This window comes from Nonomuraea sp. NPDC050451, from assembly GCF_044458585.1.
The window spans coordinates 1,049,105-1,074,263 of the sequence record NZ_JBITHZ010000002.1 but is presented as its reverse complement, the minus strand read 5'-3'; the positions used below and the strand labels follow the sequence as shown (position 1 = coordinate 1,074,263).

Annotated in this window: 23 protein-coding genes; 10 read left to right on the top strand and 13 right to left on the bottom strand. The window is 70.8% G+C overall.

The annotated features are described in order from the left end of the window. Window positions 1-135: 135 nt before the first annotated feature. Both ACIBI9_RS10995 and ACIBI9_RS10990 read right to left on the bottom strand, forming a co-directional pair. A complete protein-coding gene (locus ACIBI9_RS10995) occupies window positions 136-3,903 on the bottom strand; it encodes a S8 family peptidase (RefSeq protein ID WP_397221779.1) in 3,768 nt (1,255 codons plus the stop codon). A gap of 133 nt (window positions 3,904-4,036) precedes the next feature. Continuing rightward, a complete protein-coding gene (locus tag ACIBI9_RS10990; RefSeq protein ID WP_397221778.1) occupies window positions 4,037-5,326 on the bottom strand; it encodes a PHB depolymerase family esterase in 1,290 nt (429 codons plus the stop codon). 272 nt (window positions 5,327-5,598) lie between these two features. Between ACIBI9_RS10990 and ACIBI9_RS10985 the strand changes: the two genes are divergently transcribed. Genes ACIBI9_RS10985 through ACIBI9_RS10955 form a run of 7 tightly spaced genes read left to right on the top strand, consistent with a single transcriptional unit; the run spans window position 5,599 to window position 12,609 of the window. Then, on the top strand, window positions 5,599-6,531 hold the full coding sequence (locus ACIBI9_RS10985; protein ID WP_397221777.1) for a GNAT family N-acetyltransferase: 933 nt from the start codon (window positions 5,599-5,601) through the stop codon (window positions 6,529-6,531). Next, window positions 6,528-7,238, top strand: a complete 711-nt coding sequence (locus tag ACIBI9_RS10980; protein ID WP_397221776.1) for a PIG-L deacetylase family protein — start codon at window positions 6,528-6,530, stop codon at window positions 7,236-7,238. The genes ACIBI9_RS10985 and ACIBI9_RS10980 overlap by 4 nt, the downstream gene beginning before the upstream one ends. Next, window positions 7,235-8,842: an ABC transporter substrate-binding protein gene (locus tag ACIBI9_RS10975; RefSeq protein ID WP_397221774.1), complete on the top strand. Its 1,608-nt coding sequence runs from the start codon at window positions 7,235-7,237 to the stop codon at window positions 8,840-8,842. Before ACIBI9_RS10980 ends, ACIBI9_RS10975 begins: the two co-directional genes overlap by 4 nt. Then, window positions 8,839-9,819, top strand: coding sequence for an ABC transporter permease (locus tag ACIBI9_RS10970; RefSeq protein WP_397221773.1), 981 nt, complete (start codon window positions 8,839-8,841; stop codon window positions 9,817-9,819). The genes ACIBI9_RS10975 and ACIBI9_RS10970 overlap by 4 nt, the downstream gene beginning before the upstream one ends. Then, complete coding sequence (locus ACIBI9_RS10965) at window positions 9,816-10,640, top strand: ABC transporter permease (protein WP_397221771.1); 825 nt, start codon at window positions 9,816-9,818, stop codon at window positions 10,638-10,640. The genes ACIBI9_RS10970 and ACIBI9_RS10965 overlap by 4 nt, the downstream gene beginning before the upstream one ends. Further along, window positions 10,637-11,617, top strand: coding sequence for an ABC transporter ATP-binding protein (locus ACIBI9_RS10960; RefSeq protein WP_397221770.1), 981 nt, complete (start codon window positions 10,637-10,639; stop codon window positions 11,615-11,617). The genes ACIBI9_RS10965 and ACIBI9_RS10960 overlap by 4 nt, the downstream gene beginning before the upstream one ends. Then, on the top strand, window positions 11,614-12,609 hold the full coding sequence (locus tag ACIBI9_RS10955; RefSeq protein ID WP_397221769.1) for an ABC transporter ATP-binding protein: 996 nt from the start codon (window positions 11,614-11,616) through the stop codon (window positions 12,607-12,609). The genes ACIBI9_RS10960 and ACIBI9_RS10955 overlap by 4 nt, the downstream gene beginning before the upstream one ends. A 40-nt stretch (window positions 12,610-12,649) precedes the next feature. Here ACIBI9_RS10955 and ACIBI9_RS10950 read toward each other — a convergent pair whose 3' ends face one another. After that, window positions 12,650-13,627 carry a helix-turn-helix transcriptional regulator gene (locus ACIBI9_RS10950; protein WP_397221768.1) on the bottom strand — a complete coding sequence of 326 codons (978 nt, stop codon included), beginning with the start codon at window positions 13,625-13,627 and terminating at the stop codon, window positions 12,650-12,652. A 46-nt stretch (window positions 13,628-13,673) separates the two neighbouring features. Between ACIBI9_RS10950 and ACIBI9_RS10945 the strand changes: the two genes are divergently transcribed. Further along, on the top strand, window positions 13,674-14,126 hold the full coding sequence (locus ACIBI9_RS10945) for a hypothetical protein (protein ID WP_397221767.1): 453 nt from the start codon (window positions 13,674-13,676) through the stop codon (window positions 14,124-14,126). Here ACIBI9_RS10945 and ACIBI9_RS10940 read toward each other — a convergent pair. The 8 genes from ACIBI9_RS10940 to ACIBI9_RS10905 all read right to left on the bottom strand — a co-directional run bounded on the left by ACIBI9_RS10940 (window position 14,123) and on the right by ACIBI9_RS10905 (window position 22,289). Continuing rightward, window positions 14,123-14,515, bottom strand: a complete 393-nt coding sequence (locus ACIBI9_RS10940; RefSeq protein ID WP_397221766.1) for a hypothetical protein — start codon at window positions 14,513-14,515, stop codon at window positions 14,123-14,125. The two genes, ACIBI9_RS10945 and ACIBI9_RS10940, sit on opposite strands and share 4 nt — an antisense overlap. A gap of 81 nt (window positions 14,516-14,596) precedes the next feature. Continuing rightward, window positions 14,597-14,995: a hypothetical protein gene (locus ACIBI9_RS10935; protein WP_397221765.1), complete on the bottom strand. Its 399-nt coding sequence runs from the start codon at window positions 14,993-14,995 to the stop codon at window positions 14,597-14,599. Between the two features lie 77 nt (window positions 14,996-15,072). Further along, window positions 15,073-16,869, bottom strand: a complete 1,797-nt coding sequence (gene nhaA / locus ACIBI9_RS10930; protein WP_397221764.1) for a Na+/H+ antiporter NhaA — start codon at window positions 16,867-16,869, stop codon at window positions 15,073-15,075. 40 nt (window positions 16,870-16,909) lie between these two features. Beyond that, window positions 16,910-17,593 (bottom strand): GAP family protein, encoded by a 684-nt coding sequence (locus tag ACIBI9_RS10925; protein WP_397221763.1) that lies wholly within the window; start codon window positions 17,591-17,593, stop codon window positions 16,910-16,912. 131 nt (window positions 17,594-17,724) lie between these two features. Then, window positions 17,725-19,095, bottom strand: a complete 1,371-nt coding sequence (locus ACIBI9_RS10920) for a Dyp-type peroxidase (protein WP_397221762.1) — start codon at window positions 19,093-19,095, stop codon at window positions 17,725-17,727. A gap of 158 nt (window positions 19,096-19,253) precedes the next feature. Then, window positions 19,254-20,261, bottom strand: a complete 1,008-nt coding sequence (locus ACIBI9_RS10915) for a lytic polysaccharide monooxygenase (RefSeq protein ID WP_397221761.1) — start codon at window positions 20,259-20,261, stop codon at window positions 19,254-19,256. A 41-nt stretch (window positions 20,262-20,302) separates the two neighbouring features. Next, complete coding sequence (locus ACIBI9_RS10910) at window positions 20,303-21,601, bottom strand: sensor histidine kinase (protein WP_397221760.1); 1,299 nt, start codon at window positions 21,599-21,601, stop codon at window positions 20,303-20,305. Window positions 21,602-21,611: 10 nt separating this feature from the next. Beyond that, window positions 21,612-22,289, bottom strand: coding sequence for a response regulator transcription factor (locus ACIBI9_RS10905; RefSeq protein ID WP_397221759.1), 678 nt, complete (start codon window positions 22,287-22,289; stop codon window positions 21,612-21,614). Window positions 22,290-22,316: 27 nt separating this feature from the next. Between ACIBI9_RS10905 and ACIBI9_RS10900 the strand changes: the two genes are divergently transcribed. Both ACIBI9_RS10900 and ACIBI9_RS10895 read left to right on the top strand, forming a co-directional pair. Continuing rightward, complete coding sequence (locus ACIBI9_RS10900) at window positions 22,317-22,850, top strand: hypothetical protein (protein WP_397221758.1); 534 nt, start codon at window positions 22,317-22,319, stop codon at window positions 22,848-22,850. A 93-nt stretch (window positions 22,851-22,943) separates the two neighbouring features. Continuing rightward, complete coding sequence (locus ACIBI9_RS10895) at window positions 22,944-23,378, top strand: hypothetical protein (protein ID WP_397221757.1); 435 nt, start codon at window positions 22,944-22,946, stop codon at window positions 23,376-23,378. On the opposite strand, the gene ACIBI9_RS10890 is transcribed toward ACIBI9_RS10895, so the two are convergent. Both ACIBI9_RS10890 and ACIBI9_RS10885 read right to left on the bottom strand, forming a co-directional pair. Next, window positions 23,323-23,817, bottom strand: a complete 495-nt coding sequence (locus ACIBI9_RS10890; RefSeq protein WP_397221756.1) for a DUF523 domain-containing protein — start codon at window positions 23,815-23,817, stop codon at window positions 23,323-23,325. The genes ACIBI9_RS10895 and ACIBI9_RS10890 overlap by 56 nt on opposite strands. Then, a complete protein-coding gene (locus tag ACIBI9_RS10885; protein WP_397221755.1) occupies window positions 23,787-25,142 on the bottom strand; it encodes a DHA2 family efflux MFS transporter permease subunit in 1,356 nt (451 codons plus the stop codon). Before ACIBI9_RS10885 ends, ACIBI9_RS10890 begins: the two co-directional genes overlap by 31 nt. Window positions 25,143-25,159 lie beyond the last annotated feature (17 nt).

Genomic DNA, 25,159 nt, shown 5'->3' with positions numbered 1-25,159 from the left:
TGGGGGTGACCGGCGAAACGGTCAGAGGTGCCCGCCGGGGGTGGCGGTGTTCCCCAGTCGGTGACGTGCGGACGTTCTTTCGTGGCCTCCAGTGACAGCCGTGGCGTCACGGCTGTCACCGGAGCCCGATCGGTGTTATCTGAGGGCGTAGGCGCGGTTGACGGTCTGGGTGGTCGAGCCGCCCGCCGTGTCCGACGCCGTGACCCGCAGCGACACGAAGCCGCTGGTCTGCGCCAGTGCGGGATGCGCCAGCTCCACCCGGAACCGCCCGTCGCCGCGCTTCCTGACCCGTGTCGCGGCCCGCCAGGTGGTCCCGTCATCGACCGAGAACTCGACTGTGACCCGGTTGACGGCGGGCGCCCGGCGCACGGCGGAGTGCGCGCCGGCGCGCAGGTCGAACGCGAACGGCGCCCCGGCCGGGGCCCGGTTCAGCAGGTCGAGGGGCAGGTCGTACGTGACCTGGACGGCCGGCTGGAACGCGCACCCCGCCCCGGACGGGCACGAGTACCCCCGAGGCGCCCCCGAGGACGGCGGCGGGGCGGAGGCGAAACGGGCGGTCGTCGTGACCTTGCCGGACAGGGTGCGCCCTGGGGCGTCCACCGCTTCCACGCGGTAGGACCCGGGGCCCGCGGGCACGGTGAAGGACCGGGGGCGCCAGCCCTGCGGGGACAGCTCCTGATCGCCCACGAACAGCCGGGGCGCCGAGGTGACCGGGCTCAGGTCGCTGTAGTGACGGGGGTCGGAGTCCCGCCACTGCTCGAAAGGTACGAACCGCTCGGAGTCCCGGCACAGCGCGCACGGCACCTTGACCGGGTACCCCGATGGCACGTCCGCGGCGGCAGGCACCAGGGGCGCCTTGAACCACTGCTCGGAGACCCGCCGGTCGCCACCGGTGAACCGGTCGTCGGAGTGCAGGACCAGCCCGTCGTTCGTGATCGTGCGGGACCACACCACGTCATCGGACACGGGTCCGAAGTACTCGGTCCGGGTGACGGGCATCCGCAGCGACCCGCCGTACGCCATCCGCCCCGGCTCCTCGCCGGCGGTCGACTCGCCGTACTCCCAGCCGCTGGTGTCCGGTTTGTCGGCGTGGTAGGCGGCGTCGATCCGTACCAGCCGACCCATGTCGACCTTGACGGGCCGCGAGGGTACCCGTCCGCGCGAGTCGAAGCGGAGGTGGTAGATCGCGCCCGGCCCCGCGTACGGCTCGAGACGCAGCGACACCGGCCCCTTGGCCAGCGCGGACCGCAGCGAACGCCCTTCGGCGGCGTCCAGCCCCAGCCGCAGGGACCAGCCCTGCGGGACGCGCGCCCGCCCGCCGTCCACATCGAGGAAGCCGATGACGCCCGCCGCGCCGCGCAGGGAGGCCTCGCGACCGGCGTCGTCCATCTGGACGCTCGCGTTGACGTAGCCGCTCTCGATCGGGATCCCGACGAGCACGATCTTGCCGGAGACGTCCACGCCCGAAAAGTCCTCCGGCCGTCCCCTGCCGACCGAGACCACGGGGTAGGTCGTGGCGGAGGTCAGCCTGCGCATGGCCTCCACGTCGTACGCGGGACGCAGGGTCAGCTCACCCGCGGTGGCCGAGGCGAGCACGGGAGGCTCCAGGTTCCACTGGTGCGACAGCCGCACCTTGCCCGCCTTCACCGAGGACACCGGCGTGACGAACAGCTCCTGCCCGCCGCCCTGGACCCCGCCGTACAGCGAGACCGGCTGGCTGCGGTCGGTGAACGTGCGCACGTAGTACGCGTTCCCGCCCCCGTCCAGCGCCTTCGGCGTCCTCGGCCGGATCGGCGCCGTCTTGCGCGCGTCCAGGGTGACGGTCTTGTCCCCGTCGAGGCGGACGTTCTCGATCACCCAGCTCGTACGGTTGCTGATCCGGCTCTCGTTGGCGACGCCGATCAGCTCGTAGTCCCCGGCGGGCAGGTAGAACTCGCCGTTGCCCGAATAGTCGGTACGCAGGTAGTAGTACCCGTACGGGTTGAACGGGTCCTCCGGGCTGTTCGCCCGCTTCGACGGGATCGCGTACACCAGGGGCTCGGCCTGGTAACCGGGGAAGAACTCCTTGGTCCCGTACGAGTTGACCAGCGACACCCCCAGCCGGTGCGTGGCGGGACCCGTGTAGTAGCTGAACGGCGTCACCAGCCGCACGTCGCCGCCGCTCGCCGTCACCCAGCCGCCGTACGCGCCGATCGGGCCGGCCGAGGGGTCGGCGGTGAGGGAGACGGCGGCGGCGCCGTTCGCGGGGACGGTGACGCTCTGCGCGCCCAGCTTGACCGCCTTGTCCGGCGCGGGCCTGCCGCTCCAGCCGCGCGTGACGAGCGAGACGGCCAGCGTGACCGGCTCGGAGCCGAGGTTGCGGTACGTGACCTGCCTGGTGGCGGGCTTGCCGAGGAGCCGGAAGTCCACCACGGAGGTGGCGAACACGCTCTGGGTGACGGCGCGGGCCACGTCCACCCGGCCGCTGCCCTGCTCGAACCAGTTGTGCCCGTCGTTGCGCACGGCCGTCGAGGTCAGCGCGTCGCGCAGCTCGGCGGCCCGCCAGTCGGGATGCTGCTGGGCCAGGATCGCGGCGGCTCCGGCGACGTGCGGGGTGGCCATGGAGGTGCCGCTGAAGGTCGTGTACTTGTCGTCGCCCGGGATGCCGGGCAGCGAGGAGTCGGCCGAGCGCGCGGCGACGATGTCCACGCCGGGGGCGACGATGTTCGGCTTGACGGCGGCGTCGTCCAGCCGCGGCCCCTTGCTGGAGAAATCGGCCAAGGTCGTGCCGGTCTCCTTGTCGACCGCGCCGACGGCCAGCGCCTCGTCGGCCGCGGCAGGAACGCTCACCGTGAGCGGGTCCTCCTCGTTCCCGGCCGCCGTCACGAAGAGCGTCCCGTACTTCTTCGTGAGCTCGTTCAGCGCCTGGCTCATCGGGTCGGTGCCGTTGCCGCAGCAGGTGCCGAGGCTCATGTTGACCACGTCGGCGCCCTGCGCGGCGGCCCACTCCATGCCGGAGATGGCCCACGACCAGTCGCCCAGGCCGTTGTCCGCGAGGATCTTGCCGACCAGCAGGGACGCGGCCGGCGCCACGCCCTTGTACGTCGGGCCGGCGCCCGCGATCGTCGAGGCGACGTGCGTGCCGTGTCCCACCTTGTCGGCGATGCCGGCCGAGTCGGAGAAGTTCTCGCCGGCCAGAATCCGTCCGGCGAAGTCCGGGTGCCCGGCGTCGATCCCGGTGTCGAGGACGGCGACCTTGACCCCCTTGCCGTCGAACCCACGCTCCCATCCGGCCGGCGCGCCGATGAGGGGCACGCTCTTGTCGAGCGAGGCGCGCGTCTTGCGGTCCAGCCAGATCTTGGAGATCCCGCCGCCGCTCAGCTTGTCGCCGGTACGCAGCCCGGCCCAGAAGTCGTCCGCCCGGTCGGCGCGTACCGTGAGCGCGGCGCCGTTGACGCTGTCGAGCACCCGCACGTTCTCGCCGGCCGGCAGGGACCGGGCGGATCTGGCGAGCGCGGCGGGGGCGGGGTCGCCCGGGTAGGTGACGAGCAGCGGGATCGCCTCGACGCGCTGGTCCCGCGCCAGCGTCTCGACGTCGAACAGCTCCTCGTCCAGCGTCCCGGCGGCGACCATGGGGGCCGCGTCGGAGGGGAGGACCAGATATCCGCCGTCCTTGCCGGGCAGCGTGGCGAACGTGACGTCCGCGCCGTCGGGCCTGGGTGCCGGCCTGATGGCGATGGAGGGGGCGCCGCCCTGCGACGGCGCGTACTCGATGACGTCTCCGGTGATGAGGGTGAGGGTGACACGGGCCGGCTGGGTCTCAGCGGGCTCGGTGGCCGCGGCTGCCGCCTGGTGGAGCGGCGCGAGTCCGGCGGCGAGCACGAGCGCCGCGCCCGATAACACCGCCGATAACCGCGTGTGCAATTTGGACAAGATGTGCCCTTTCGGCTACAGCGGGAGCACTCTCGGGAGCGCTCCCAAATTCTCCGAGAAGGGCCAGTATCCATCAGATGATCACACCGGGCTCGGGAGGGTCCGAGCCCGGTGGAGTGGGCTGTCAGGTGCAGGTGGCGCCGTTGAGGGTGAAGGCCGCCGGCTTGGACGTGTTCCCCGTGTGGGTGGCCTGGAAGCCGAACGAGGCGGACGCGCCCGGGGCGACCGTGCCGTTGTAGCTGACGTTCCTGGCCGTGACCTGGCCGCTCGCGGGCGAGATCGTGGAGTTCCATGCGGAGGTGACGCTCTGGCCCGCGGGGAGCGTGAAGGTCAGCGCCCAGGAGGTGAGTTGGCTGGTGCCGGTGTTGGTGAGCGTGACAGCGGCCGTGAAGCCGGTGTTCCAGGTGTTCATCGTGTACGTGACCCGGCACGCCCCGGTCCCGGGCGTCGGGGTCGGGGTCGGCGTCGGCGTCGTCGTGGGCCCGCCGCCGCCCTGGTCAAGGCCGAAGAACGCGATCACGGCGGCGGCCATCCCGCTCGTCGGGACGTTGTGGCCGACGCCCTGGAGGCTGATCGCCTCGACGGGGGCCATCGTGCCGGTGCCGCCGTACCTGGTCCTGGTCCAGCCGGACCGCGGCTGGTCGGTGCTGCTGGGCGTCTGGCTCAGGCCATGGACGTTGGTCCACTGCTTGATCTCCTCCTGGAAGTTCGGGTACTGCAGCGTGGTGTCCGCGGTGCCGTGCCACACCTGCATGCGCGGGCGGGGGCCGCTGTAGCCGGGGTACGCGCCGCGTACGAGGTCGCCCCACTGCTGCGGCGTCTTGGTGACCTGGCCGTTGGCGCAGGCACTGTTCCACATCGACCCGTCCGTGGTGGCGAAGCAGGCGAACGGCACGCCGGCGAACGCGGCTCCGGCCTTGAAGACGTCGGGGTAGTCGCCCAGCAGGACGTTCGTCATCATGGCGCCCGACGAGGCCCCGGTGACGAAGGTGCGGTCGGGGTCGGTGGCGTAGCGCTGCTGCACGTACCTGACCATCGAGACGATGCCCACCGGGTCGCTGCTGCCGTCGTGCCGCAGCGCCTGCGGCGTGGAGACGTCGAAGCAGGAGCCGCTCCTGGTCGCGGACGGGTAGATCACGATGAACTTGTACCGGTCGGCCAGCGAGGCGAACTCCGTGCCGGAGTAGAAGGCCGGGCCCGATCCCGTGCAGTAGTGCACGGCGACCAGGAGAGGTGGTCGGGTCCCGACGCCGTCCGGGACGTACAGGTGCATGCGCAGGTTTGTCGGGTTAGTGCCGAAGCCGGTCACCTCCGTCAGCTGTGCCGACGAGGCCGGTGGCGCGGTGATCAGCCCCGCGACGATGAGCGTCACGGCGGCGATCAAGGCACCCACGATCCGAGCTCTCACGTTCATCGGGTTCCTCTCGTTCGCCTGAAACATTGCGAGTGTGAAGAGAAACTTTCGCCAGCGCAATCGAGGCTGGTGGCGACACATCGGGAGAACTGGGTGACCTGCGGCGAAGGCTGAGGCAAGGTCGCCCCGATGTGAAAGTTTCGGGCGAGCAGGGCGCAAAAGAAATTTTCTAAACATGCGCCGGGGGAGAAAATAAATTCCCGACTCGTCTTGACCTTGCCCGTTGACCGTGGGAAAGCTGGGACCGGAGAGCCAAAGGTGAAAGGACCCCGATGGTCACAGTCCGCGCCTTCGCGTCCGGTGACGAGGTCTCCCTGGTGGACGCCTGGAACCGCAGCATGCCGGCCGATCCCACCACCTCCGGCTGGTTCCGCGACTGCGTGTTGCTCGACCCCAACTTCGACCCCGAGGGACTGCGCGTGGCCGTCTCCGGCGGCCGGGTGGTGGGCTGCGCGTATGGCGTGCGCCGCCTGACCCCCTTGGCCCCGGGCACCGACCTGGAGCCGGACACCGGCTGGATCCCGTTCTTCTTCGTCGTCCCCGAGCATCGCGGGGGCGGGCTCGGGAGGCGGCTGGTGGGCGAGGTGCTGGCGTTCCTCGAGCGGGCCGGCCGGACGAAGGTCGATTTTTCGTCCTATACGCCGAACTATGTGCTCCCCGGAGCGGACGCCGAGCTCTACCCCGACGGCTACCGGCTCCTGGACGGGCTCGGCTTCCGGACCCTGTACTCGCCGGTCGCCATGGACCGGACGCTCGTCGGCCACGTGACCCCCGACGACGTGCGCGAGCTGCGCGCCGAGCGGGAGAGCGAGGGGTACGCCTTCCGCAGCCCCACCGACGGCGAGCTGCCCGAGCTGATCCGCTTCGCGGCCGACGCCTTCAACCCCGACTGGGGCGAGGCGATCCGCCGGCACCGCGACCCCAAACGCATGATTATCGCGAAAAAAGATCAAATAGTGGGATTCGCTCTGTACGCGGCCTACCGCGGCATCCCCGAGCGCTTCGGTCCCTTCGGCGTCGACCCCGAGCAGCGCGGCACCGGCCTCGGCAAGATCCTCCTCCATCTCACCATGACCATGATGCGCGCCGAAGGGCTCCACTCGTCGTGGTTCCTGTGGACCGGCGAGGCGAGCCCGGCCGGCCGCCTCTACACCAAGGCCGGCTACGAGATCACCCGGCGCTTCCACGTGATGAGGAAGTCATGACTCATGTCCTGGCGATCGGGGCGCATGCCGGCGATCTGGACCTGACGGCGGGCGCCGTGCTCGCCCAGCACGTCCTGCGGGGCGACCGGGCCACGCTCCTCCACCTCACCCTCGGCGAACGCGGCCACCCCCGCCTGCCCGTCCCCGACTACGCCAGGCAGAAGCGCGAGGAGGCCGAGACGTTCGCCGAGAGGATCGGCGCGGGCGTGCGCTTCCTCGACTACGAGGACGGCCTGCTGCCCGAGGACGAAGAGGTCAAGCTGCGCGTCGGCGACCTGATCAGGGAGCTGCGCCCGGACGTCATCCTGACCCATTGGAGCGCGTCCATCCACAAAGATCACGCCCGTACCCACCGGATCGTCGAGGACGCCCGCTTCTACGGCGGGCTCAAGACGCTCGAACGCGAGCACCCGGCCTACTGGGCGAGCGAGCTCTACTACGCCGACAACTGGGAGGACGCCGAGGGCTTCGTGCCCGACGTGTTCGTCGAGCTGACGGAGGAGGCGTACGAGCTCTGGTCGAAGGCGATCACCGGGTACGCCTACGCCAGAGGCGAGACCTACGGCTTCCCGTACGTCGAGTACTACCGCGCGCTGACGATCGTGCGCGGCGCACCAGCCGGGTTCGGCCGCGCCCAGGCCTTCGCTGCCCCGAAGGGCTCGCGCGACCTCCGGACGAAGTATTTCGGAAAGGCCACCCCCCAATGAAACGCTGTCTGGCAGTACTCCTCGCCCTGGCCCTCGCAGGCTGTTCGAGCAGCGGCGGCTCCACCGGCAAGACCGGCACGAGCGCGCCGCCCCTGGTGATCCACGCCGTCGACGCGGGGACGTTCCAGGAGGACTTCAACCCGTACCACCTCGAAGGCGTGAACTTCGGCACGAGCGGGATGATCTACGAGACCCTCATGTACTTCAACAAGCTCAAGCCCGGAGAGATCGTCCCGTGGCTGGCGCTGAAGTACGAATGGTCGGACAAGGGCAAGTCGCTCACGTTCACGCTCCGCCCGGGGGTGAAGTGGACCGACGGGCAGCCGTTCACCGCCGACGACGTGGCCTTCACCTTCCAGATGCTCAAGGATCACGCGCAGCTCAACACGTCCGCGCTGGAGATCAAGGGCGCGCAGGCGCTGGCTCCGGACAAGGTGCGCGTCGACTTCAAGACCACCTCGTACGCCAAGCTCTACAACATCGCCGGCGGCTCGCCCATCGTGCCCAAGCACCTGTGGGAGAAGCAGCAGGACCCGGCGACGTTCACCAACGCCAAGCCGGTCGGCACCGGGCCGTACAAGCTGTCGAAGTTCTCGGCGCAGCTCTACGAGATGGAGAAGAACCCGTCCTACTGGCAGCCGGGCAAGCCGGAGGTGCCGCTGCTGCGCTTCCCGGCGTACACGGCCAATGCCCTGCAGACGGCGCTCCAGCAGGGCGAGGTGGACTGGGCGGGCGCGTTCGTGCCGGACATCCAGAAGATCTTCGTGCAGGGCAAGCCGGAGCAGAACAAGTTCTTCTTCCCGCCCGAGGGCGTGGTGTCGCTGCTGCCGAACCTGACCAACCCGGTCCTGGCCAAGCCGGAGGTACGGCAGGCCATGAGCCTCGCCATCGACCGGGACAAGATCGTCAAGGTGGCCGAGCGCGGCTACACCAAGGTCGCCCACCCGACCAGCGTGCCGATGCCGGGCGGTGAGGCGTACGTGCCGCCGGAGTACAAGGACGCCGCGTTCAAGGTGGACGTGGCGAAGGCCAAGGAACTGCTCAAGGGCGTGAACCCGGCCGAGTTGAAGTTCACGCTGCTGGTGCCGTCGCCGTTCACCGACTGGGTGAACGCCGCCCAGCTCATCAGGGAGGACCTGGCCAAGGTCGGCATCACGGTCGAGACCAGGGGCGTGGCCTTCCAGGACTGGGTGTCGAAGGTCGGCAAGGGCGACTACGAGCTGTCGATCAGGGGCGCCGAGGCCGGCCCGACCCCGTACTTCCAGATGCGCTTCATGCTCTTCGGCGGCCTGGCCAAGCCCGTCGGCGAGGCCGCGAGCGGCAACTACGAGCGGTGGAAGGACGCCGAGACCGACCGGCTGATCAACGAGTACGCCGCCACCGACGACCTGGCCGAGCAGCAGAAGGCCACGCAGGGGCTGGGCCGGATCATGGTGGAGAAGCTGCCCCAGCTGCCGCTGTTCTACAGCCCGGGGTGGGCGCAGTTCCGGACCGACAAATACGTCGGCTGGCCGTCGGAGCAGGATCCGTACGCGAGGCCGTCGCCGTACGCCTCACCCGACGCGGCGGTCGTGCTGCTGCACCTGAAGCCGGCCGTCAAGTGAGGTTCCTGGCCCGGCGGCTCGGCTTCTACCTGCTGACCGCCTGGGCCGCCGTCACGCTCAACTTCCTGATCCCCCGGCTCATGCCGGGGGACCCGGTGGAGCTGCTGGTGGCCCGGATGAAAGGCAACGTCGACCCGGCCGCCATCGACGCGATGCGGCGGGCGTTCGGCATCAGCGACGCGAACCTGTGGCAGCAGTATCTGGACTACCTGGGCAATCTCGCACAAGGGGAGCTGGGCCGCTCGATCACCTTCTTTCCCACCGAAGTGTCCACGGTCATCGCCGACAGCCTGCCGTGGACGGTCGGGCTCGTCGGGGTCGCCACCCTGATCAGCTACCTGATGGGCACCTCGCTGGGCGTGCTGATGGCGTGGAAGCGGGGCACCTGGCTCGACGGGGTGCTGCCGGCGGCCACGTTCATGCACGCGGTGCCGTACTTCTGGGTGGCGCTGGCGCTCGTGTTCGTCTTCGGGGTGACGCTGCAGTGGTTCCCCGTGTCGAGGGCGTACGGGCTGGACGTGATGCCCGGCTTCACGGGCGAGTTCGCCGGCAGCGTGGTCTACCACGCGGCGCTGCCCGCGGTGACGATCGTGGTCGCGTCGATGGCCGACCGGATCCTCGGCATGCGCAACGTCATGGTGACCACGCTCGGCGAGGACTACGTGGTGATGGCCGAGGCCAAAGGGCTGACCTCCAGGAGGGTCATGTGGGCGTACGCCGCCCGCAACGCGATCCTGCCGAACATCACCAGCTTCGCCCTGTCACTCGGCTTCGTGGTGGGCGGCTCGGTGCTGACCGAGATCGTCTTCTCCTATCCCGGGATCGGGTCGATGCTCCTCAAAGGGGTGGAGAACGAGGACTTCCCGCTCATGCAGGGCATCTTCCTCGTCATCTCGCTGGCCGTGCTCGTCGCCAACTTCCTGGCCGACCTGGCGTACGTGGTGCTCGACCCGCGGACCAGGCAGGAGTCCGAATGAAGATCAAAATCGGCGCCGGCATCCTCGTCTTCTTCACGCTGATGGCCGTGCTCGGGCCGCTGCTCATCGGCGCCGACCCGGCCGCGACCGGCGACGACGGACTCCAGGGCCCGTCGGCCGCGCACTGGCTCGGCACCACGCAGACCGGGCAGGACATCCTCACCCAGATCGTGTACGGCGCCCGCGTCTCGATGGGCGTCGGCGTGCTGTCGGCGGTCATCGCCAACGTGATCGCGGTCGCGGTCGGCCTGGTCGGCGGCTATCTCGGCGGCGCGGTGGACGAGGTGCTGTCCGTGCTCACCAACATCTTCCTGGTGCTGCCCGCCCTGCCGCTGATCATCGTGCTGGCCGGCTACCTGCCGCAGCGCGGGGTCGCCTCCGTGGCCGTGGTGATCGCGGTCACCGGCTGGGCCTGGGGCGCGCGGGTGCTGCGGGCGCAGACCCTGTCCGTACGGCGGCGGGACTTCGTCCAGGCCGCGCGGGCGAGCGGCGAGGGGGCCTTCCGGATCGTCTTCTTCGAGATCCTGCCCGTGCTGCTGCCCGTCATCGCCACCAGCTTCCTGGCCACCGTGGTCGCGGCGATCCTGGCCGAGGCCGGGCTGTCGTTCCTCGGCCTGGCCGACCTGTCCACCGTGAGCTGGGGCAGCATGCTCTATTTCGCGCAGAACGGCCAGGCGCTGCTCATCGGGGCCTGGTGGTGGTTCATCCCGCCCGGCCTGTGCATCGCGCTCATCGGCACCGGGCTGGCGCTGGTGAACTTCGGCATCGACGAGATCGCCAACCCCCGGTTGCGAACGGTCAAGGTGAAGGCCCGCACATGAACGTCCTGGAGATCCGCGACCTGAGCGTCGACTACCTGTCCGGCAGCGGCACCGTGCACGCCGTCGCCGACGTCTCCCTCGACCTGCGGCGCGGCGAGGTGCTGGGCCTCGCGGGGGAGAGCGGCAGCGGCAAGTCCACGCTGGCCAACGCCGTCGCCCGGCTGCTGCGGCCGCCCGCCGCGATCACCTCGGGCTCGGTCGTCTTCCGCCGCCAGGACGGCTCGTCGGTGGACGTGCTCGGGCTCGGAAAAAGCGAGCTCAGGGCCTTCCGCTGGAAGGAGCTGGCCGTCGTCTTCCAGAGCGCCATGAACGCCCTCAATCCGGTCAGCACCGTCGGCGCCCAGATCGACGACGTCCTGCGCGTCCACGTGCCGGACATGTCCCGCGCCGACCGTACGGAGCGGGCGGTCGAGCTGCTGCGCCGCGTCGGCATCAGCGCAGACAGGCGGCGCTCCTACCCCCACGAGCTGTCCGGCGGCATGCGGCAGCGCGCCGCCATCGCCATCGCGCTCGCGCTCAACCCCGAGATCATCATCATGGACGAGCCGACGACCGCGCTCGACGTGGTGGTCCAGCGCGACATCCTTCACGAGATCAGGGAACTCAGGCAGGAGTACGGCTTCGCGGTCGTGTTCATCACGCACGACCTGTCGCTGCTCATGGAGATCTCCGACCGGATCGCCATCATGTACGCGGGCCGGGTCGTGGAGACGGGATCCGCGAAGGCCATCCACAAGTCGCCGCGCCACCCGTACACGCTGGGGCTGCTCCGCTCGTTCCCGCGCCTGCACGGGCCGCGCGAGGAGTTGCTGGGCATCCCCGGCAGCCCGCCCGACCTGAGGGCGCTGCCACCGGGATGCGCGTTCCACCCGCGGTGCGGGGTGGCCGTGGCGGAGTGCTCCTCGGTCCTGCCCGAGCTCGAAGGCGACGTCGCGTGCCTGCTGAACGGCGGCCGCGGTCTGGAGGACGCGTCATGATCGTCCTGGAGGGACGGAACCTCACCAAGCACTTCACCGCGGCCCGCGGTCCGCGTGGCCGCTTCGGCAGGCGGCCGCCGGTGCGGGCCGTCGAGGACGTGTCGATCGCGCTGCGGGCCGGGACGGTGTCGGCGTTGGTGGGGGAGAGCGGCTGCGGCAAGAGCACGGTGGCGCGGCTGCTGGCGCAGGTGTATCCGGCCACGTCGGGCGAGGTGCTGCTGCGCGGCGAACCGGTGCGCGCCCATCGCGGGGCGGCGTTCAGGGACTTCCGGCGGCAGGTGCAGCTGATCTTCCAGGACCCGTTCGCCTCGCTGAACCCCTTCCACCGGGTGCGGTACCACCTGGCCAGGCCGCTGCGCATCCACGGACACGTCCGCTCGGACGCGGAGGAACGCGCACAGGTCGCCGAGCTGCTCGAACGCGTCAGCCTCACGCCGGTCGAGCAGTTCATGGACAAACTGCCGCACGAGCTGTCCGGCGGGCAGCGGCAGCGGGTGGCCATCGCGCGGGCGCTGGCGGTGCGGCCCGTCGTGCTGATCGCCGACGAGCCCGTGTCGATGCTGGACGTGTCGATCAGGCTCGGGGTGCTGCGGCTGCTGGAGGGGCTGGCGAAGGAGAGCGGGCTGGCGCTGCTGTACATCACGCACGACATCGCCGGCGCCCGCTACTTCGCCGAGGACATCACGGTCATGTACGCGGGACGGCTGATCGAGAGCGGGCCGAGCGAGGAGCTCACGCAGTCGGCGCGGCACCCGTACACGCGGCTGCTGCTGGAGTCGGCGCCGGATCCCGACCGGGTGGCCGCGCCGGAGGTCACGCGGCACGGCGAGCCGCCGAGCCTGATCGACCCGCCGGGCGGGTGCCGGTTCCATCCGCGCTGCCCGGTGGCGCTGCCGGTGTGCTCGGAGGAGGCGCCCGCGCGTACCCCGCTGGGGGACGGCCACTGGACGCACTGCTGGCACGTGGAATCGACGGCTCAGGCGGGGCGATAGAGATAGAGCGGGGCGGCGGCTCAGGCAGGTGGTAGGCGGCTCAGGTGGGGCGGTAGCGGGCGGCGAGCTCGGCGGCGGTGGCGGCCATGCGGTCGCGCAGCTCGGCGGGGGCCAACACCTCGACGTCCGTGCCCAGCCGCAGGAACTCGGCGAGCGCGTGCTCGATCGACTCGATCGGCACCGTGACCCGCGTCCAGCCCTCCTCGTCGGGCGGCTGCGCGCTCTCCCTGGCCGCCGCCACCACGCCGGGGGTCATGAGGTTGGGTACGCGTTCCACGCCGTGCGGCGACAGCCGGAGCACCGCCTCGCCCCGTCGCAGCCGGGCCTCGAACTCGGCCAGATACCCCTGCCAGTAAGCCGCCAGGTCGAAGCCGTCCGGCCTGGTGAAGCCCTCGGGGAGCGGGTGCAGGTCGAGGATCTGCGAGACGCGGTAGGTGCGTACGTCCTCGCCCGCCCGCGCGACGAGATACCACCGCCCGGCCTTGACGACCAGCCCGTACGGGTCCAACCGCCGCTCCACCTCCTGGGGCGCCTTCCAGCGGCGGTATCTGACCTGGATGCGGCGCTCGTTCCAGACGGCGTCGGCCACGGCGGGCAGGAAGGTCACCGGCTCCTGGTCGCGGTACCAGGTGGGCGCGTCGAGGTGGAAGCGCTCCTGGATGCGGCCGGCGCGGTCGCGGAGCTCGACCGGCAGCGCGGCCATGAGCTTGAGCTGCGCCGCCGTGACCACCGCGCCCAGCCCCAGCTCCGCCGCCGGACCCGGCAGCCCTGCCAGGAACAGCGACTCGGCCTCGTCGGCCGTCAGCCCGGTGAGCCGGGTGCGGTAGCCGTCGAGCAGCTGGTAGCCGCCCTTCGGGCCCGCGTCGCCGTAGAGGGGGATGCCGGCGGAGTGGAGGGACTCGACGTCGCGGTAGATGGTGCGTACCGAGACCTCCAGCCGCTCGGCCAGATCCTGCGCGGTCATCCGGCCGCGCGTCTGCAGGAGCAGGAGGATCGAGACCAGGCGGGAGGCGCGCACATTCACTGACACTACCTGTCAGTGACCACGACCTAGCCTCGCCCGCATGAACGATTTCGACTTTCTCGCCGGCCACTGGAACGTCGACAACCGCAGGCTTGTGAAGGCGCTCGCCGGCAGCGACGAATGGGACGAGTTCCCCGGCCGTTCGGTCGCCACCCGGCACTTCGACGGGGCCGCCAGCTTCGACGAGATCACGTTCCCGACCAAAGGGTCCAGCGGGCTGACCGTGCGCGTGTTCGACCCCGAGTCGCGGCAGTGGTCCATCTACTGGGCCAGCAGCACGAGGGGCACGCTCGACAGCTCGCCCATGGTGGGCGAGTTCGAGGGGAACCGGGGCGAGTTCTACGGGGAGGAGACGTATGAGGGCAGGCGGGTGCGGTGCCGGTTCATCTGGACGGTGCTCGGCCCGGACGCGGCCCGCTGGGAGCAGGCGTTCTCGGTCGACGGCGGGCTGACCTGGGAGACGAACTGGACGATGGACCTCACCCGGGCCTAAGCACCGGCGCGGGCCCAGAGGACCGCCGCCACCGCGACGGCCGCGACCAGCAGCACCAGCGATCCGGCCACGATCGCCCACCACCAGGCCGATTTGGGTGGCTTGGCCTCGTAGTGGGACACGTCGGGCAGCATGTCCGGCGTGTAGGGGAGCCGCTGGGTGGAGGGCGGGTCCTGCGGTCGCCCGGGGCGGGGCACGCGCACGGTCGGCGGGGCCGGAGGTGGCGGCACGCGCACGGTCGGGGGGTCCTGCGGGGGCGGGTGGCCGTGCCGCGGCGGCGGGACCTGTCCGGGAGGTCCTAGCTGGGAGGGCTGCGTCGGGAAGGGCTGGCGGTGCCTGATCGTCTGGTGGGGATCCTGTCCCTGCGGGTCAGGTTGCTCTCGAGTCATGATCTCCTCAGGAGCTGCTGCGGAGAGTGGGCGTGCCCAGCCATTGTCACATTTCGCCGGGGGACCCGTCCCGCGGGTCCGTCACTGGCCCTGGCCGTAGGGCGGCTGCTGCGGGTTCTGCCAGCCGGGCTGCTGCTGCTGCTGGTACGGCTGCTGCGGATACGGGGGTTGCTGCGGCCAGCCGGGACCCTGCGGCGGCTGGGCGGGCTGGGACGGCTTGCGCCGGGCCACCACGGCCCAGATCAGCAGAGCCGTGCCGCCCGCGTCGAAGAGCAGGGAGACCAGGTTGGTGACGGTTATGGTCGTCTCAATGCCCATCGATGAGCTCATCTGCGGGAACAGCACGTAAGAGCGGAAGATGTTGAACAGCAGTCCCAGCAGAAGCAGGATGCAGCCCACCATGCCGATCATCGCGGCCGAGCCGTGCTCGCGCCGGGCCATCGCGGTCACGACGACGCCGAAGAGCAACAGGATGCCCATCACGGCAAAGGTGACAATACCGGCGATCGTTGATATCACAGGGAACTCCGTTCGAGGACAAGCCGGACTCGATGACGCTACGGGGATTTGAGTAGATCGTCCACCGCCCGGCTGATCGACCCTTCGTCCAGGTTGCCCTGGTAGCGCACGCCGTTCAGGAAGAGCGTGGGGGTGCCGCGCACGCCGCTGTCGCGGCCGGACTCCTCGTGGAGGGCGATCCTGGCGGCGTGGCCCGGCACGTCGGACCAGGGGTCGATGCCCAGCTCGGCGGCATAGTGCTCGAGGTCGGCGTCGGTGAGGAAGCGCTGGTTGTCGTAGAGGATGTCGTGCATCTCCCAGAACCTGCCCTGGTCGGCCGCGGCCTCGGAGACGATCGCGGCCGACGCGGCCCGCGGGTGCAGCGTACGGATTGGGTAATGCCGGAAAACCATCCGTACATCGGGATTTTTCCGGCGGATCTCCTCCAGGACCGGGTGCAGCCGCCCGCAGTACGGGCACTCGAAGTCCCCGTACTCGACGATTGTGATCTTGGCGTCCTCGGGCCCGCGCACGTGGTCCGTCGGCCCGACCGGCACCGTGAGCCGGTCGGGCAGCTCCTCGGGCGGCTCGGCCTCGGGCGGCGCGCACACCCCGCCGCGATCCCACGCCATCCGGAAGATCACCCACCCCAGCAGGGCGGACAGCAGCGATCCGGCCAGGATGCCGATCTTCGCCTGGGCGTGGACAGGCGACCCGTCGAAGGCCAGGTCCACGATGAACAGCGCCACCGTGAACCCGATCCCGGACACGGCCGCCCCGCCCAGCAACTGCCCCCACACGAGGTTCCCGGGCAGGATCCCCCACCCGAACCGCAGCGGGAGCCACGTGCCGAGGGAGATCCCGACGAACTTCCCGAGCACCAGCCCCAGTGCCACCCCGATGGAGACGGGTGAGGTGAGGGCGGCCCGCAGGGTCTCGCCGTCGAGCCGCACCCCGGCGTTGGCCAGGGCGAAGATCGGCACGATCACGTAGCTGCTCCACGGGTGCAGGCGCAGCTGCAGCCGCTCGTTGACGGAGACGGCCCGCTGGACCCGGCGCGTGGCCTCCCTGGCGGCCCGCGCGCTCGGCTCGCTGGTGAACTCCTGCACGGCCTCGCCGGCGAGCAGCAGCTTCTGGTCCGTGGGCGCGTAGACGAAGACCAGCAGGCCCAGGGCGATGCCGACCAGCGTCGGGTGGATCCCGCTCTCGAGGGTGGCCACCCAGAGCGCGAACCCCAGCACGACGTAGGCGGGCGCCCGCCAGATCCTCAGCCACCGCAGGGTCACGATGGCCCCGAGGAGCGCGACGGCGGTGATGAGCGCGGGCACGGAGAGGCTGGCCGTGTAGAAGATCGCGATGATCATGATCGCCAGCACGTCGTCCACGATGGCCAGCGTCAGCAGGAACGCCCGCAGCGGATCCGGGCACCGGGCCCCCACGATGGCGAGCACGCCCAGCACGAACGCCGTGTCGGTGGCGATGGGCACGCCCCACCCGCCCGCACCCGGCCCGCCGAAGTTGAGCAGGAGATAGACGCCGGCCGGCACCAGCATCCCGCCGAAGGCCGCGACGGCCGGCACGGCGATGAGCCGCCGGTCCCTGAGCTGCCCGAGCCGTACCTCGTAGGAGACCTCGAGGCCGATGAGGAAGAAGAAGACGGTCATCAGCCCGTCGTTGACCCAGTGCCGCAGGTCCAGCGAGAAGTCGGCGTCCCCGAAGGAGATCCCCATGGGGATGTGCCAGAACGCCTCGTAGGTGTCACCCCACGGCGAATTCGCCCAGAGCAGGGCGAGCACCGTGGCCACCAGCAGCACGGTCGTGCTGCCTGCCTCGGTCCGCAGGAACGCCCGCAACATCAAAGATCTCCCCCCGAAGATCCAGCGGAGGCATCCGATCCTACGGTCTCTGGAAGAACAGATAAAACGCCGCATCCCGGGCAAGCAGGAATCCGACGATGGCAACGCCCCAGCTCAGGGCCGATGCCGCGTGCTTGCTCATCCAGGCCCGCAGCCGCTCCAGCTTCGGCTCCAGCCAGGCTCCCGCCACGGCCCGCAGGCCCATGAGCGCCAGCGGCGGCAGGATCATGACGAGCACGTACGCGCCCAGCACCGGCACCCACTGCCCGGTGGTCAGCTCCGCCGTGGTCATGATGCCGATTGCGGCGAGGTAGGGCACCATCGTCGCCACCTCCAGCACCCCGGCGGTCAGCCCCAGCAGCACCATCACGCGCGGACCGCCCACCCGGGGCTCGAAGCGGTGCTCGGGCTTGCCCAGCTTCGCGCGCCGCTTGGGGTCGAGCCTGAAGCTCAGCGCGAACAGCCCCACGCCCAGCACCAGCTGCACCCAGTACGCGGGACCGCTGCGCAGCACGTCGCCGAAGCGCTCCATCACCGTGGTCAGCCCCAGCATGAGCGCGATCCCCACCAGGAAGTAGAAGACAGCGATGGTGGCCAGGTAGATCAACAACCCGCGCGACCGTTTCGAGGCCAGCAGCAGATAGATGGGAATGCCGAGGGTGCCGAAGCTGGTGCTGTCGACGAGAGCCAGGGCGGCGAGTGCGAGCAGCAGTCCGATCGTCATGCTCTCGATCGTGCCGGGCCGCGACCGGCATCTCCTCCTCCGGCGGGCTGAAACCGGCGTACATCCTTCTGCGCATCAAGAAGGCGCGCCGGAGGAGGCCGGGCCGCGAACGGGCCCGGCCTCTTTCCCGGTTACAGGTTCCGCAGGTATGCCAGCGACGGCGCGAAGAAGTACTCGCCGCCCTTCATCGTGACCGTCTGGGCCACCTGAGCCTGCGGCGCCGACAGTTCGGGCTTGCCCCAGACCTTCGGGAACGCGACTTTGATGTCCCGATCTCCCTGCCCGATCACCGGGTCGTGCCCGGTGGCCGGGTTCTCGAAGTCCGGGTTGTTCGCCCACGACTGCTGCGTGAACTCGAACTGGTTCAGCAGGCTGCCGTTGAACGCCATGAACAGCAGCCCGACCTCACCGCTCGGCCGGGTCTCCGGCGGCGAGTCGTCCCACGGCTCGTCGGTCCGCTCCCCGTACGTCTGCCCGCGCCGCGCCATGATCACCTCGCGCCCGAACGAGCGCGGGTTCGTCTTCCTGATGTGCCCGCTGAACGGGCACTTGGAGCCGTCGTCGCCGTCGAAGGTGAAGTCGTTGCTCACCGGCCCGCCACCCGCCTTGGGCTTGCCGGTCAGGGGCGTGCCGTCCCTGAACCGGCCGACGAGCATGGCGCCCGCCCGGTCGCGGTCGGCGCCGACCAGGCCCAGGCCGTCGGCCAGGTCCTGCTCGATCGTCCTGAACGCCCGTACGTTCTGCTCGAGCTTCCTGAACACCAGGTAGCTGCCGTGGTGGCGGACGGGGTTCGGCGCGAAGGGGTCGGGCACGAGCACGTTGCTCAGCGGGAACGCCGGGTCCCAGTGCTTCTTCGGCTCCTTGTCCACCTCGTCCTTCACGAACAGCGGCTGGCTGCGGCCGTCCACGTACCCGAAGTGCTCGATGCCGTCGCCGGCCGGGTTGCGCATGCCCTGCCCGGTCTCCTCGCCGAGCAGCCGGGCGCTCTCCGGCAGCTCGCCGAGGATCTCCTCGCGCAGCGCCGCCACCGGCTCGGCCTCCGAGTCGCCGATCAGGATGACGGCGTGGATCTCCCGCTGGTACGCGCGCTCCCACGTCTCCACGGGCGGGTCGGCGACCTCGGCGACGCGCCGCTTCATGCCGTCGCGGAACACCCTGTCCCCGAACTTGCGCACGTCCTCGACCGAGTGGCCGAGGTCGCGGTAGCCGGCCTTGCTGATGCCGATGCCCACGTACGGCGTGCCGCGGCTGCCTTTCGCGTTGAAGTCGCGCACCTCCTGCAGGTGCTTGCGGGCCGACTTCATCTTGGTGGTCGCGATGTGCCGGAGAAACGCCTTTCCTTCCGCCACGTCGTTGAACCTGACGAACAGCACGGACAGGTGCTCGCGCACGTGGGCGCGCAGGATGTTCGGCTGGAGATTGTCGAGCATCGCCTTGGTGTCCGCGTCGAGCGTGGCCGAGTCCCAGGCCAGAGGTTGTGCGTTGTTCAGGTCGACAGGCATTGCCGAGTCCCTTCCCCGTTTCGATGTGAAATCGGGCCCCCTAACGCGCCGCACGAGGAACGCTCTCCACGAATCCCCCGTATTCCAACGCGCCCCACCTGTACGACTCCCGGGAAGGCGAGAAGGTTTCCGAGAAAGCGGTCGAGTTGCTTTCCCGATCAGCCGACGGTGAGAGCGGTACGCGCCACGCCGCCGTTCTCGCAGCGCACCGTCACCCCGAACCGGCCAGCCTTGACCGCCTTCATGGCCTGCGACCAGGTGGCCGTAGACGTGGTGGGGCGGTTCCTGACGGTGGCGAAGGCGTTCGAGGTCACGTCACGCACCCTGGACCCGCCGCAGACGGCCGTCACCCTCACCTGCTGGCCCACCTTGGCCGCGGCGGGGGCGACGCCGACGCCCGCGTTGACGGCCGGCAGGTCCCCGGACGGCTGCGTGGGCGCCGACGTGGGCCCGGACGGCGCAGTCGTGGGGGTGGGCTTGGGGGTCGCGGTGGGCGTGCCGGTGGGCGTCGGGGCCGGGGCGGGGTTGGCCTGGCCGAAGACCACGTCCGAGCAGGAGTAGAACGCCTCGGGGCTGTCGCTGCGCTGCCAGATCGCGTAGATCAGGTGACGGCCCTGCCGGGCGGGCAGCTTGGCGGGCATCGTGTAGAAGCCGTCCGTCACCACCGGGTTCTGTACGGTCTGGAACGGCTTGGCCTCCAAGTCCGACCACTTCAGCGGCTTGGCCGGGTCGTAGCCGTCCTTGGTGATGTAGAGCTCGAACGAGCCCTTGTGCGGCGCGGTCGCCCGGTACCTGAACGTGTGGGAGCCGCCGCTCGCCAGGGTCGTCGCGGGCCAGTCCGCCCGCGCCTGGTCGAACCCGCGGTATTTGTCCCGCCCCGCGCTGCACAGCTTGCCGTCGGGGATGATCTGGCGGTGCCGGCCCGCCGCGTCGGCGATGTTGACCTCGTTCCAGTCGTAGAGCGGCTGGGTGCCGCCGATGGCCACGGCCTGCTTGCAGGCGGCCGACTTCGGGTTCTCCGGGCCCTCGCTGTAGCAGACCATGGTGCGGCTGGGCGGGTTGCTCATGGTGCCGTGCGCGGAGGCCGTGCCGGGGGCGACGGCGAGCACGAGCAGCGTGGGGGCGGCCAGGGTGGTGGCGACGAGCGCCTTACGGGTGATCTGCATGTAGATCACCTTGATGCACCCTAAAGCGCGAAACTTCGGGCTTAAGTGTCCTTTAAGGCTGGCTTAGCTGCTATTTCAGTACGCAGCCAAACCTGCACCTGGGCCCCGCCCATCGACGACCGGTCCAGCCGCAGCCGGCCCCCCGTCGACTCGGCGAGCCTGCGCGCGATGTCCAGCCCGAGCCCGGTGGACCCGCTGCCGCTGCTGCCCCGCTCCATCGCCGAATCCGGGTCCGCGATGCCGGGCCCCGCGTCGGCGATCAGGATGCCGACGGTGTCCTGGCCCTCGTGCAGGGTGACGCCGAACGCCGTGCCCTCCGGGGTGTGCCTGAACACGTTCCCGAGCAGCGCGTCCACCACCGCCGTCAGCTCACCGGCCGGTACGGGCACCCGTACCGGAAGCGTGGCCCCGACCAGCTCCCACGGACGCCGCTGATCCTCCGCCAGCGCCGACCAGAACGTCAGCCGCTCGCGCAGCACCTCGGCCGCGTCGCACGACCTGGCCGCCCGCGACGGCCGCCGGGCCGCCGCGATGATCGTGTCCACCTCGCCCTCCAGCCTGGCCAGCGCCTGCCTGCCGGGCTCCGCCTGCGGGCCGAGCTGGTCCAGGCTGAGCTTGAGCGCGGTGAGCGGGGTACGGAGCCGGTGGGACAGGTCGGCGGCCAGCTCCCGCTCGGCGGCCACGAGCTGGGTGACGCGGTTCGCCATGGCGTTGAACGCGGTCGCCGCCGCCTTGAGCTCGGGCGGCCCGTCGGGGTAGACGCGTTCGCTCAGGTCACCGGCTCCCAGCGCGGTCGCGGCCGTGCCGAGCCGGCGCGCCGACCGTACGACCCGGGCCCCGAGCCGGTCGCCGACCAGCACCGAGCCGAGCACCAGCGCCACGGCCACTCCGGTCAGCACCGCCCATGACGTGAAGACGCCCCGGTTGAGGTCGGCGGCGGGGACGAACACCTCGATCACCGCGCCCCGGTCCTCGTCCAGCGCGACCGGGCGCAGCAGCACGTATCCGCCGTCCAGCTCGACCGTGCTCGCCCTGGTCTCGCGGGCGGCCCTGGTCACCTCGGCGGCGGGCGCGCGGGAGGTGCCCTGCGTCGCGCCGCCCTTGACGTGGACGGCCAGCAGGCCGCGCCGCCCGGCCTCGGTGCGGGCCATGGCGTGCCCGAGGTCGTCGCTCCTGGTGGTCAGCGCCAGCACCGGGACCAGCGCGGACGCCTGCCGTTCGGCGCCCGCCAGCGCCCTGGACTGCGCGGTCTCCTTGACGATCAGCGCGAGCGGCACGAGGAAGGCCAGCGCGACCATCGAGGTGACCGCGACCATCAGCACCGCCAGAGTGCGTCTCATCGGTGCGCTCTCATCGGGGCGCCGACAACATCACGCCGACACCCCGGACCGTGTGCAGGTAGCGCGGCTGGGAGGCGCTCTCGCCGAGCTTGCGCCGTAACCACGACAGGTGCACGTCGATCGTCTGGTCGTCGCCGTACGACTGCCGCCAGACCTCGGCCAGCAGCTCCTGGCGGGTGACGACGCGGTCGGCCCGGGCGGCGAGGTAGGCGAGCAGGTCGAACTCGCGCCTGGTCAGCGAGAGCGGACCGCCGTCGAGCGCGGCCTCGCGCCGGCCCACGTCCACCTCCAGGCCGCCCACGCGGAACAGCTGGGGCGCGGGCGCGGACCTGGCCCTGCGCAGCACGGCGTCCAGCCGGGCGCTGAGATGGTCACCGGAGAACGGCTTGACCAGATAGTCGTCCGCGCCCGCCCGTAACAGCCGGACGATCTCGGTCTCGTCGTCGCGGGCCGTGGCCACGATGACCGGCACGTCGGAGACGCCGCGCACCATGCGCAGCGCCTCTGAACCGTCCAGGTCAGGCAGGCCGAGGTCGAGGACGACGGCGTCCGGCGGGCGCTGCGAGATCTCCCTGAGCGCGTCGAGCGCGCACCCGGCGCTGCGGACGGCGTGCCCGCGCCGGCCGAGCTCGTGGATGATCGCTGATCTGACGAATTCATCGTCTTCCACTACGAGCACCGTCGCCATGCGCACTAACCGTACATAATTCGTCTCATGCGTCGAGCCCTTCGATACGCGGCGATCTGGTGCGGGGCCACCGCGGTGGCCGTGTCGGTCTCGTGGTTCGGCGTACGGGGCGTGCTGCGGGACGAGTTCGTGGACGACGTGGACGTGGAGCCCTTCGTCGCCCAGACGATCGCGGCCGACGAAGCCCCGTTGACCGTCACCGGTCCCAGTCCTCGCCCCAGCCCCAGTCCGACGCCCAGCTTGAGTCGTGCGCCGAGAAAGCCGGTGAAGAGCCCGGTGAAGAGCCCGGTGAAGAGCCCGGTGAAGAGTCCGGTCGAGAGCCCGATGAAGAGCCCCGCGCCGCGCAAGCCGCTGAAGGTGGTGAAGGTGAAGGGCGGCGAGGTGGCGTTCACGCTCGGCCCGGAGGGCTGCCGCCTGGTGTCGGCCACCCCGGTCAGCGGCTACACCGCCAAGGTCGCCCGCGCCACCGGCTGGATCAGGGTGGACCTGGTCAAGGGCGAGCACGGCACGGGGGTGTTCTGCATCAGCCACGAGCAGCGCACTGACACCTGGGAGTACTGACGGGCGGCGGTCGCCGGCTACGGCGGTCGTGGTATCCGCACCGCCTCCCTGAGGACGATTCGCCGCCCCGTCCCGGGTGCGAGGGTGGATCGCATGGACGCACTTCGCAGGGCGCTGGGCTGGCTGTCGCTGCTCTATGCGCTGATCTTCCTGTCGTTCGCGCTGCTGCACGCCGGGATCGCGTTCGGCCCGGTGCGCGAGCCCGTGATCGTGCCGGCCGCGATCGTGGAGACGCTGTGCGCCGGGGCCACGCTCGCCGGGGCGTACGGCGTGCTGGCCGGTCGCGCGTGGGCCTGGGACGGGCTGATCTACGGCCACGCGGCCGCGCTCGGCGGGGTGCTGATGGGAATCCTGGCGCTGGCCCTCGGGGCGGGCCCGGCGAGCACGCTGCTGAGCTGGTATCACAGCGTGATCGCGGTCCTGCTCGCCACCGGGCTGGCGGGCTCCTTCTACGTGTCGAGGGTGCGCGGGGCTACGTCTCCAGAGTCCGCAGATAGTCGGCCGCCTCGTCGACGTGGTCCTCGGTGAACACGCGGATGCCGTGCTGCTCGAGCAGCGCCGTCGTGACGCCCTGGCCGGGGCTGCGCCGGCCGCTGAACGTACCGTCATAGACCGACAGCGCGCCGCACGACGGGCTGCCCTCCTTCAGCACCGCCAGCCGGATGCCGTGCGAGCGCGCCACGGCCAGCGCCGACCGCGCGCCCGACAGGAACTCGGCCGTCACATCGGACCCGTCGGTCGCCAGCACGCGGGCGGCCCCCGACAGGACGGCCGCCCCGCCCGCGCCGCCCTCGATCTCGGCGGCGGGACGCGGGATCGGCAGCCCGCCCGACACCTCCGGGCAGTGCGCCACCAGCCGCCCCTCCTCGCGCCATGCGGCGAGCCGGGCGTCCGAACTGGTCTTGGCGCGACCGTCGTAGCGGACCCGGCGGCCCATCAGGCAGGCGCTGACGAGGATCCTCTCCATGTCTTCGATCCTATGAGCGCGATCGGCACCAGCGAGACGGCCGCCAGCGCGATCGCGACGCCGAACGCGTACGTGAAGGGCCGCTCCACGCCCGTCCTGGTGAACACCTGCAACAGCACGGCCAGCACCGCCACGCCGAACGGGGAGGCGAGCCGCACCGCGATCGTGCTCAGCGTGGTCGCGGCCGGGATGGCGACCGGCTCCAGCGTCTTGAACGCGGCCGCCATCACCGACGTCGACACCAGCCCGTGCCCGAGCCCCAGGACGAACATCGGCACGAGACCCCCGAAAGCGGCGAATCCCGCGATGCCCGCCACCGCCACGACCACGCCCGCCGCGCCGACGCCGCGCGGCCCTCTGCTGTCGGTCAGCTTGCCCGCGACCGGCATCGTGATCGCCGCGCCGATCCCCATCGGGGCCAGCAGCAGGCCCGCCTCCAGCACGCTCCCGCCCTGCGCGAGCTGGCTGTAAAGGGGCACGAGCACCGTGAAGCCGAACATGGCGGCCGAGTAGCACACGAGCGCGCCCACGGCGGCGGCGAACTGCCTGTTCCCGAACAACCGCAGATCCAGCAGCGTGCCCGTCGTCCTCAGCGCCCGCACGGCGAACGCGGCGACCAGCGCCACGCCGATCCACAGCGCGGGGTGGAGCGGGGAGGCCCCGTTGCCGATCTCGGACAGCCCGTAGACCAGCGCGGCCAGGCCGGGCGAGAGCACCGCGAGGCCCAGCACGTCGAGCCCCTGCGGGTTCGCGCCCGGCTCGCGGGGGAGCAGCAGGAACGCCGCTAGCAGCGCCACCGCGCCGAACGGCACGTTGATCAGGAACAGCCACCGCCAGCCGAGACCCTCCACGATCACCCCGCCCAGCGGCGGCCCGAGCACCGGCACCAGCATCGCCGGGAGCGAGATCATGGCCATCGCGCGGCCCATCCGCTCCTGGCCGGCCGCCCTGGCCAGCATCATCTGGCCGACCGGCAGGAGCAGGCCCCCGCCCAGTCCCTGCACCGCGCGGAAGGCGACCAGGCTCCCGACCGACCCGGCGGCGGCGGTGAGCGCGGAACCCGCGACGAACAGCACGAGCGAGACCAGCCAGACGTTCCGGGCGCCGAACCTGCCCACGGCCCAGCCGGTGACCGGGACCGTCATCGACAGGGCCAGCAGGTAGCCGGTGACCGCCCACTGCATGGTGGCGAGCGTGGTGTGGAATTCGCGGGCCAGGGTGCCGAGCGCGACGTTGACGATCGTGGTGTCGAGCATCGTCATGACGACGCCCAGGAGGACGACCAGGCCCGTTGTCCGGAGTGAACTTCGTACGCCGTATCGCATGTCGTACACCGTAGCAC

Excerpts from the sequence above, each read along its gene's own strand:
- ACIBI9_RS10900 (WP_397221758.1), top strand. The coding sequence starts at position 22,317 with ATGCGTCGAGCCCTTCGATACGCGGCGATCTGGTGCGGGGCCACCGCG.
- ACIBI9_RS10885 (WP_397221755.1), bottom strand. The coding sequence starts at position 25,142 with ATGCGATACGGCGTACGAAGTTCACTCCGGACAACGGGCCTGGTCGTC.
- ACIBI9_RS10920 (WP_397221762.1), bottom strand. The coding sequence starts at position 19,095 with ATGCCTGTCGACCTGAACAACGCACAACCTCTGGCCTGGGACTCGGCC.
- ACIBI9_RS10960 (WP_397221770.1), top strand. The coding sequence starts at position 10,637 with ATGAACGTCCTGGAGATCCGCGACCTGAGCGTCGACTACCTGTCCGGC.
- ACIBI9_RS10965 (WP_397221771.1), top strand. The coding sequence starts at position 9,816 with ATGAAGATCAAAATCGGCGCCGGCATCCTCGTCTTCTTCACGCTGATG.
- ACIBI9_RS10975 (WP_397221774.1), top strand. The coding sequence starts at position 7,235 with ATGAAACGCTGTCTGGCAGTACTCCTCGCCCTGGCCCTCGCAGGCTGT.
- ACIBI9_RS10940 (WP_397221766.1), bottom strand. The coding sequence starts at position 14,515 with ATGACTCGAGAGCAACCTGACCCGCAGGGACAGGATCCCCACCAGACG.
- ACIBI9_RS10905 (WP_397221759.1), bottom strand. The coding sequence starts at position 22,289 with ATGGCGACGGTGCTCGTAGTGGAAGACGATGAATTCGTCAGATCAGCG.
- ACIBI9_RS10985 (WP_397221777.1), top strand. The coding sequence starts at position 5,599 with ATGGTCACAGTCCGCGCCTTCGCGTCCGGTGACGAGGTCTCCCTGGTG.
- ACIBI9_RS10990 (WP_397221778.1), bottom strand. The coding sequence starts at position 5,326 with ATGAACGTGAGAGCTCGGATCGTGGGTGCCTTGATCGCCGCCGTGACG.
- ACIBI9_RS10910 (WP_397221760.1), bottom strand. The coding sequence starts at position 21,601 with ATGAGACGCACTCTGGCGGTGCTGATGGTCGCGGTCACCTCGATGGTC.
- ACIBI9_RS10980 (WP_397221776.1), top strand. The coding sequence starts at position 6,528 with ATGACTCATGTCCTGGCGATCGGGGCGCATGCCGGCGATCTGGACCTG.
- ACIBI9_RS10945 (WP_397221767.1), top strand. The coding sequence starts at position 13,674 with ATGAACGATTTCGACTTTCTCGCCGGCCACTGGAACGTCGACAACCGC.
- ACIBI9_RS10890 (WP_397221756.1), bottom strand. The coding sequence starts at position 23,817 with ATGGAGAGGATCCTCGTCAGCGCCTGCCTGATGGGCCGCCGGGTCCGC.
- nhaA (WP_397221764.1), bottom strand. The coding sequence starts at position 16,869 with ATGTTGCGGGCGTTCCTGCGGACCGAGGCAGGCAGCACGACCGTGCTG.
- ACIBI9_RS10925 (WP_397221763.1), bottom strand. The coding sequence starts at position 17,593 with ATGACGATCGGACTGCTGCTCGCACTCGCCGCCCTGGCTCTCGTCGAC.
- ACIBI9_RS10915 (WP_397221761.1), bottom strand. The coding sequence starts at position 20,261 with ATGCAGATCACCCGTAAGGCGCTCGTCGCCACCACCCTGGCCGCCCCC.
- ACIBI9_RS10955 (WP_397221769.1), top strand. The coding sequence starts at position 11,614 with ATGATCGTCCTGGAGGGACGGAACCTCACCAAGCACTTCACCGCGGCC.
- ACIBI9_RS10895 (WP_397221757.1), top strand. The coding sequence starts at position 22,944 with ATGGACGCACTTCGCAGGGCGCTGGGCTGGCTGTCGCTGCTCTATGCG.
- ACIBI9_RS10935 (WP_397221765.1), bottom strand. The coding sequence starts at position 14,995 with ATGGGCATCCTGTTGCTCTTCGGCGTCGTCGTGACCGCGATGGCCCGG.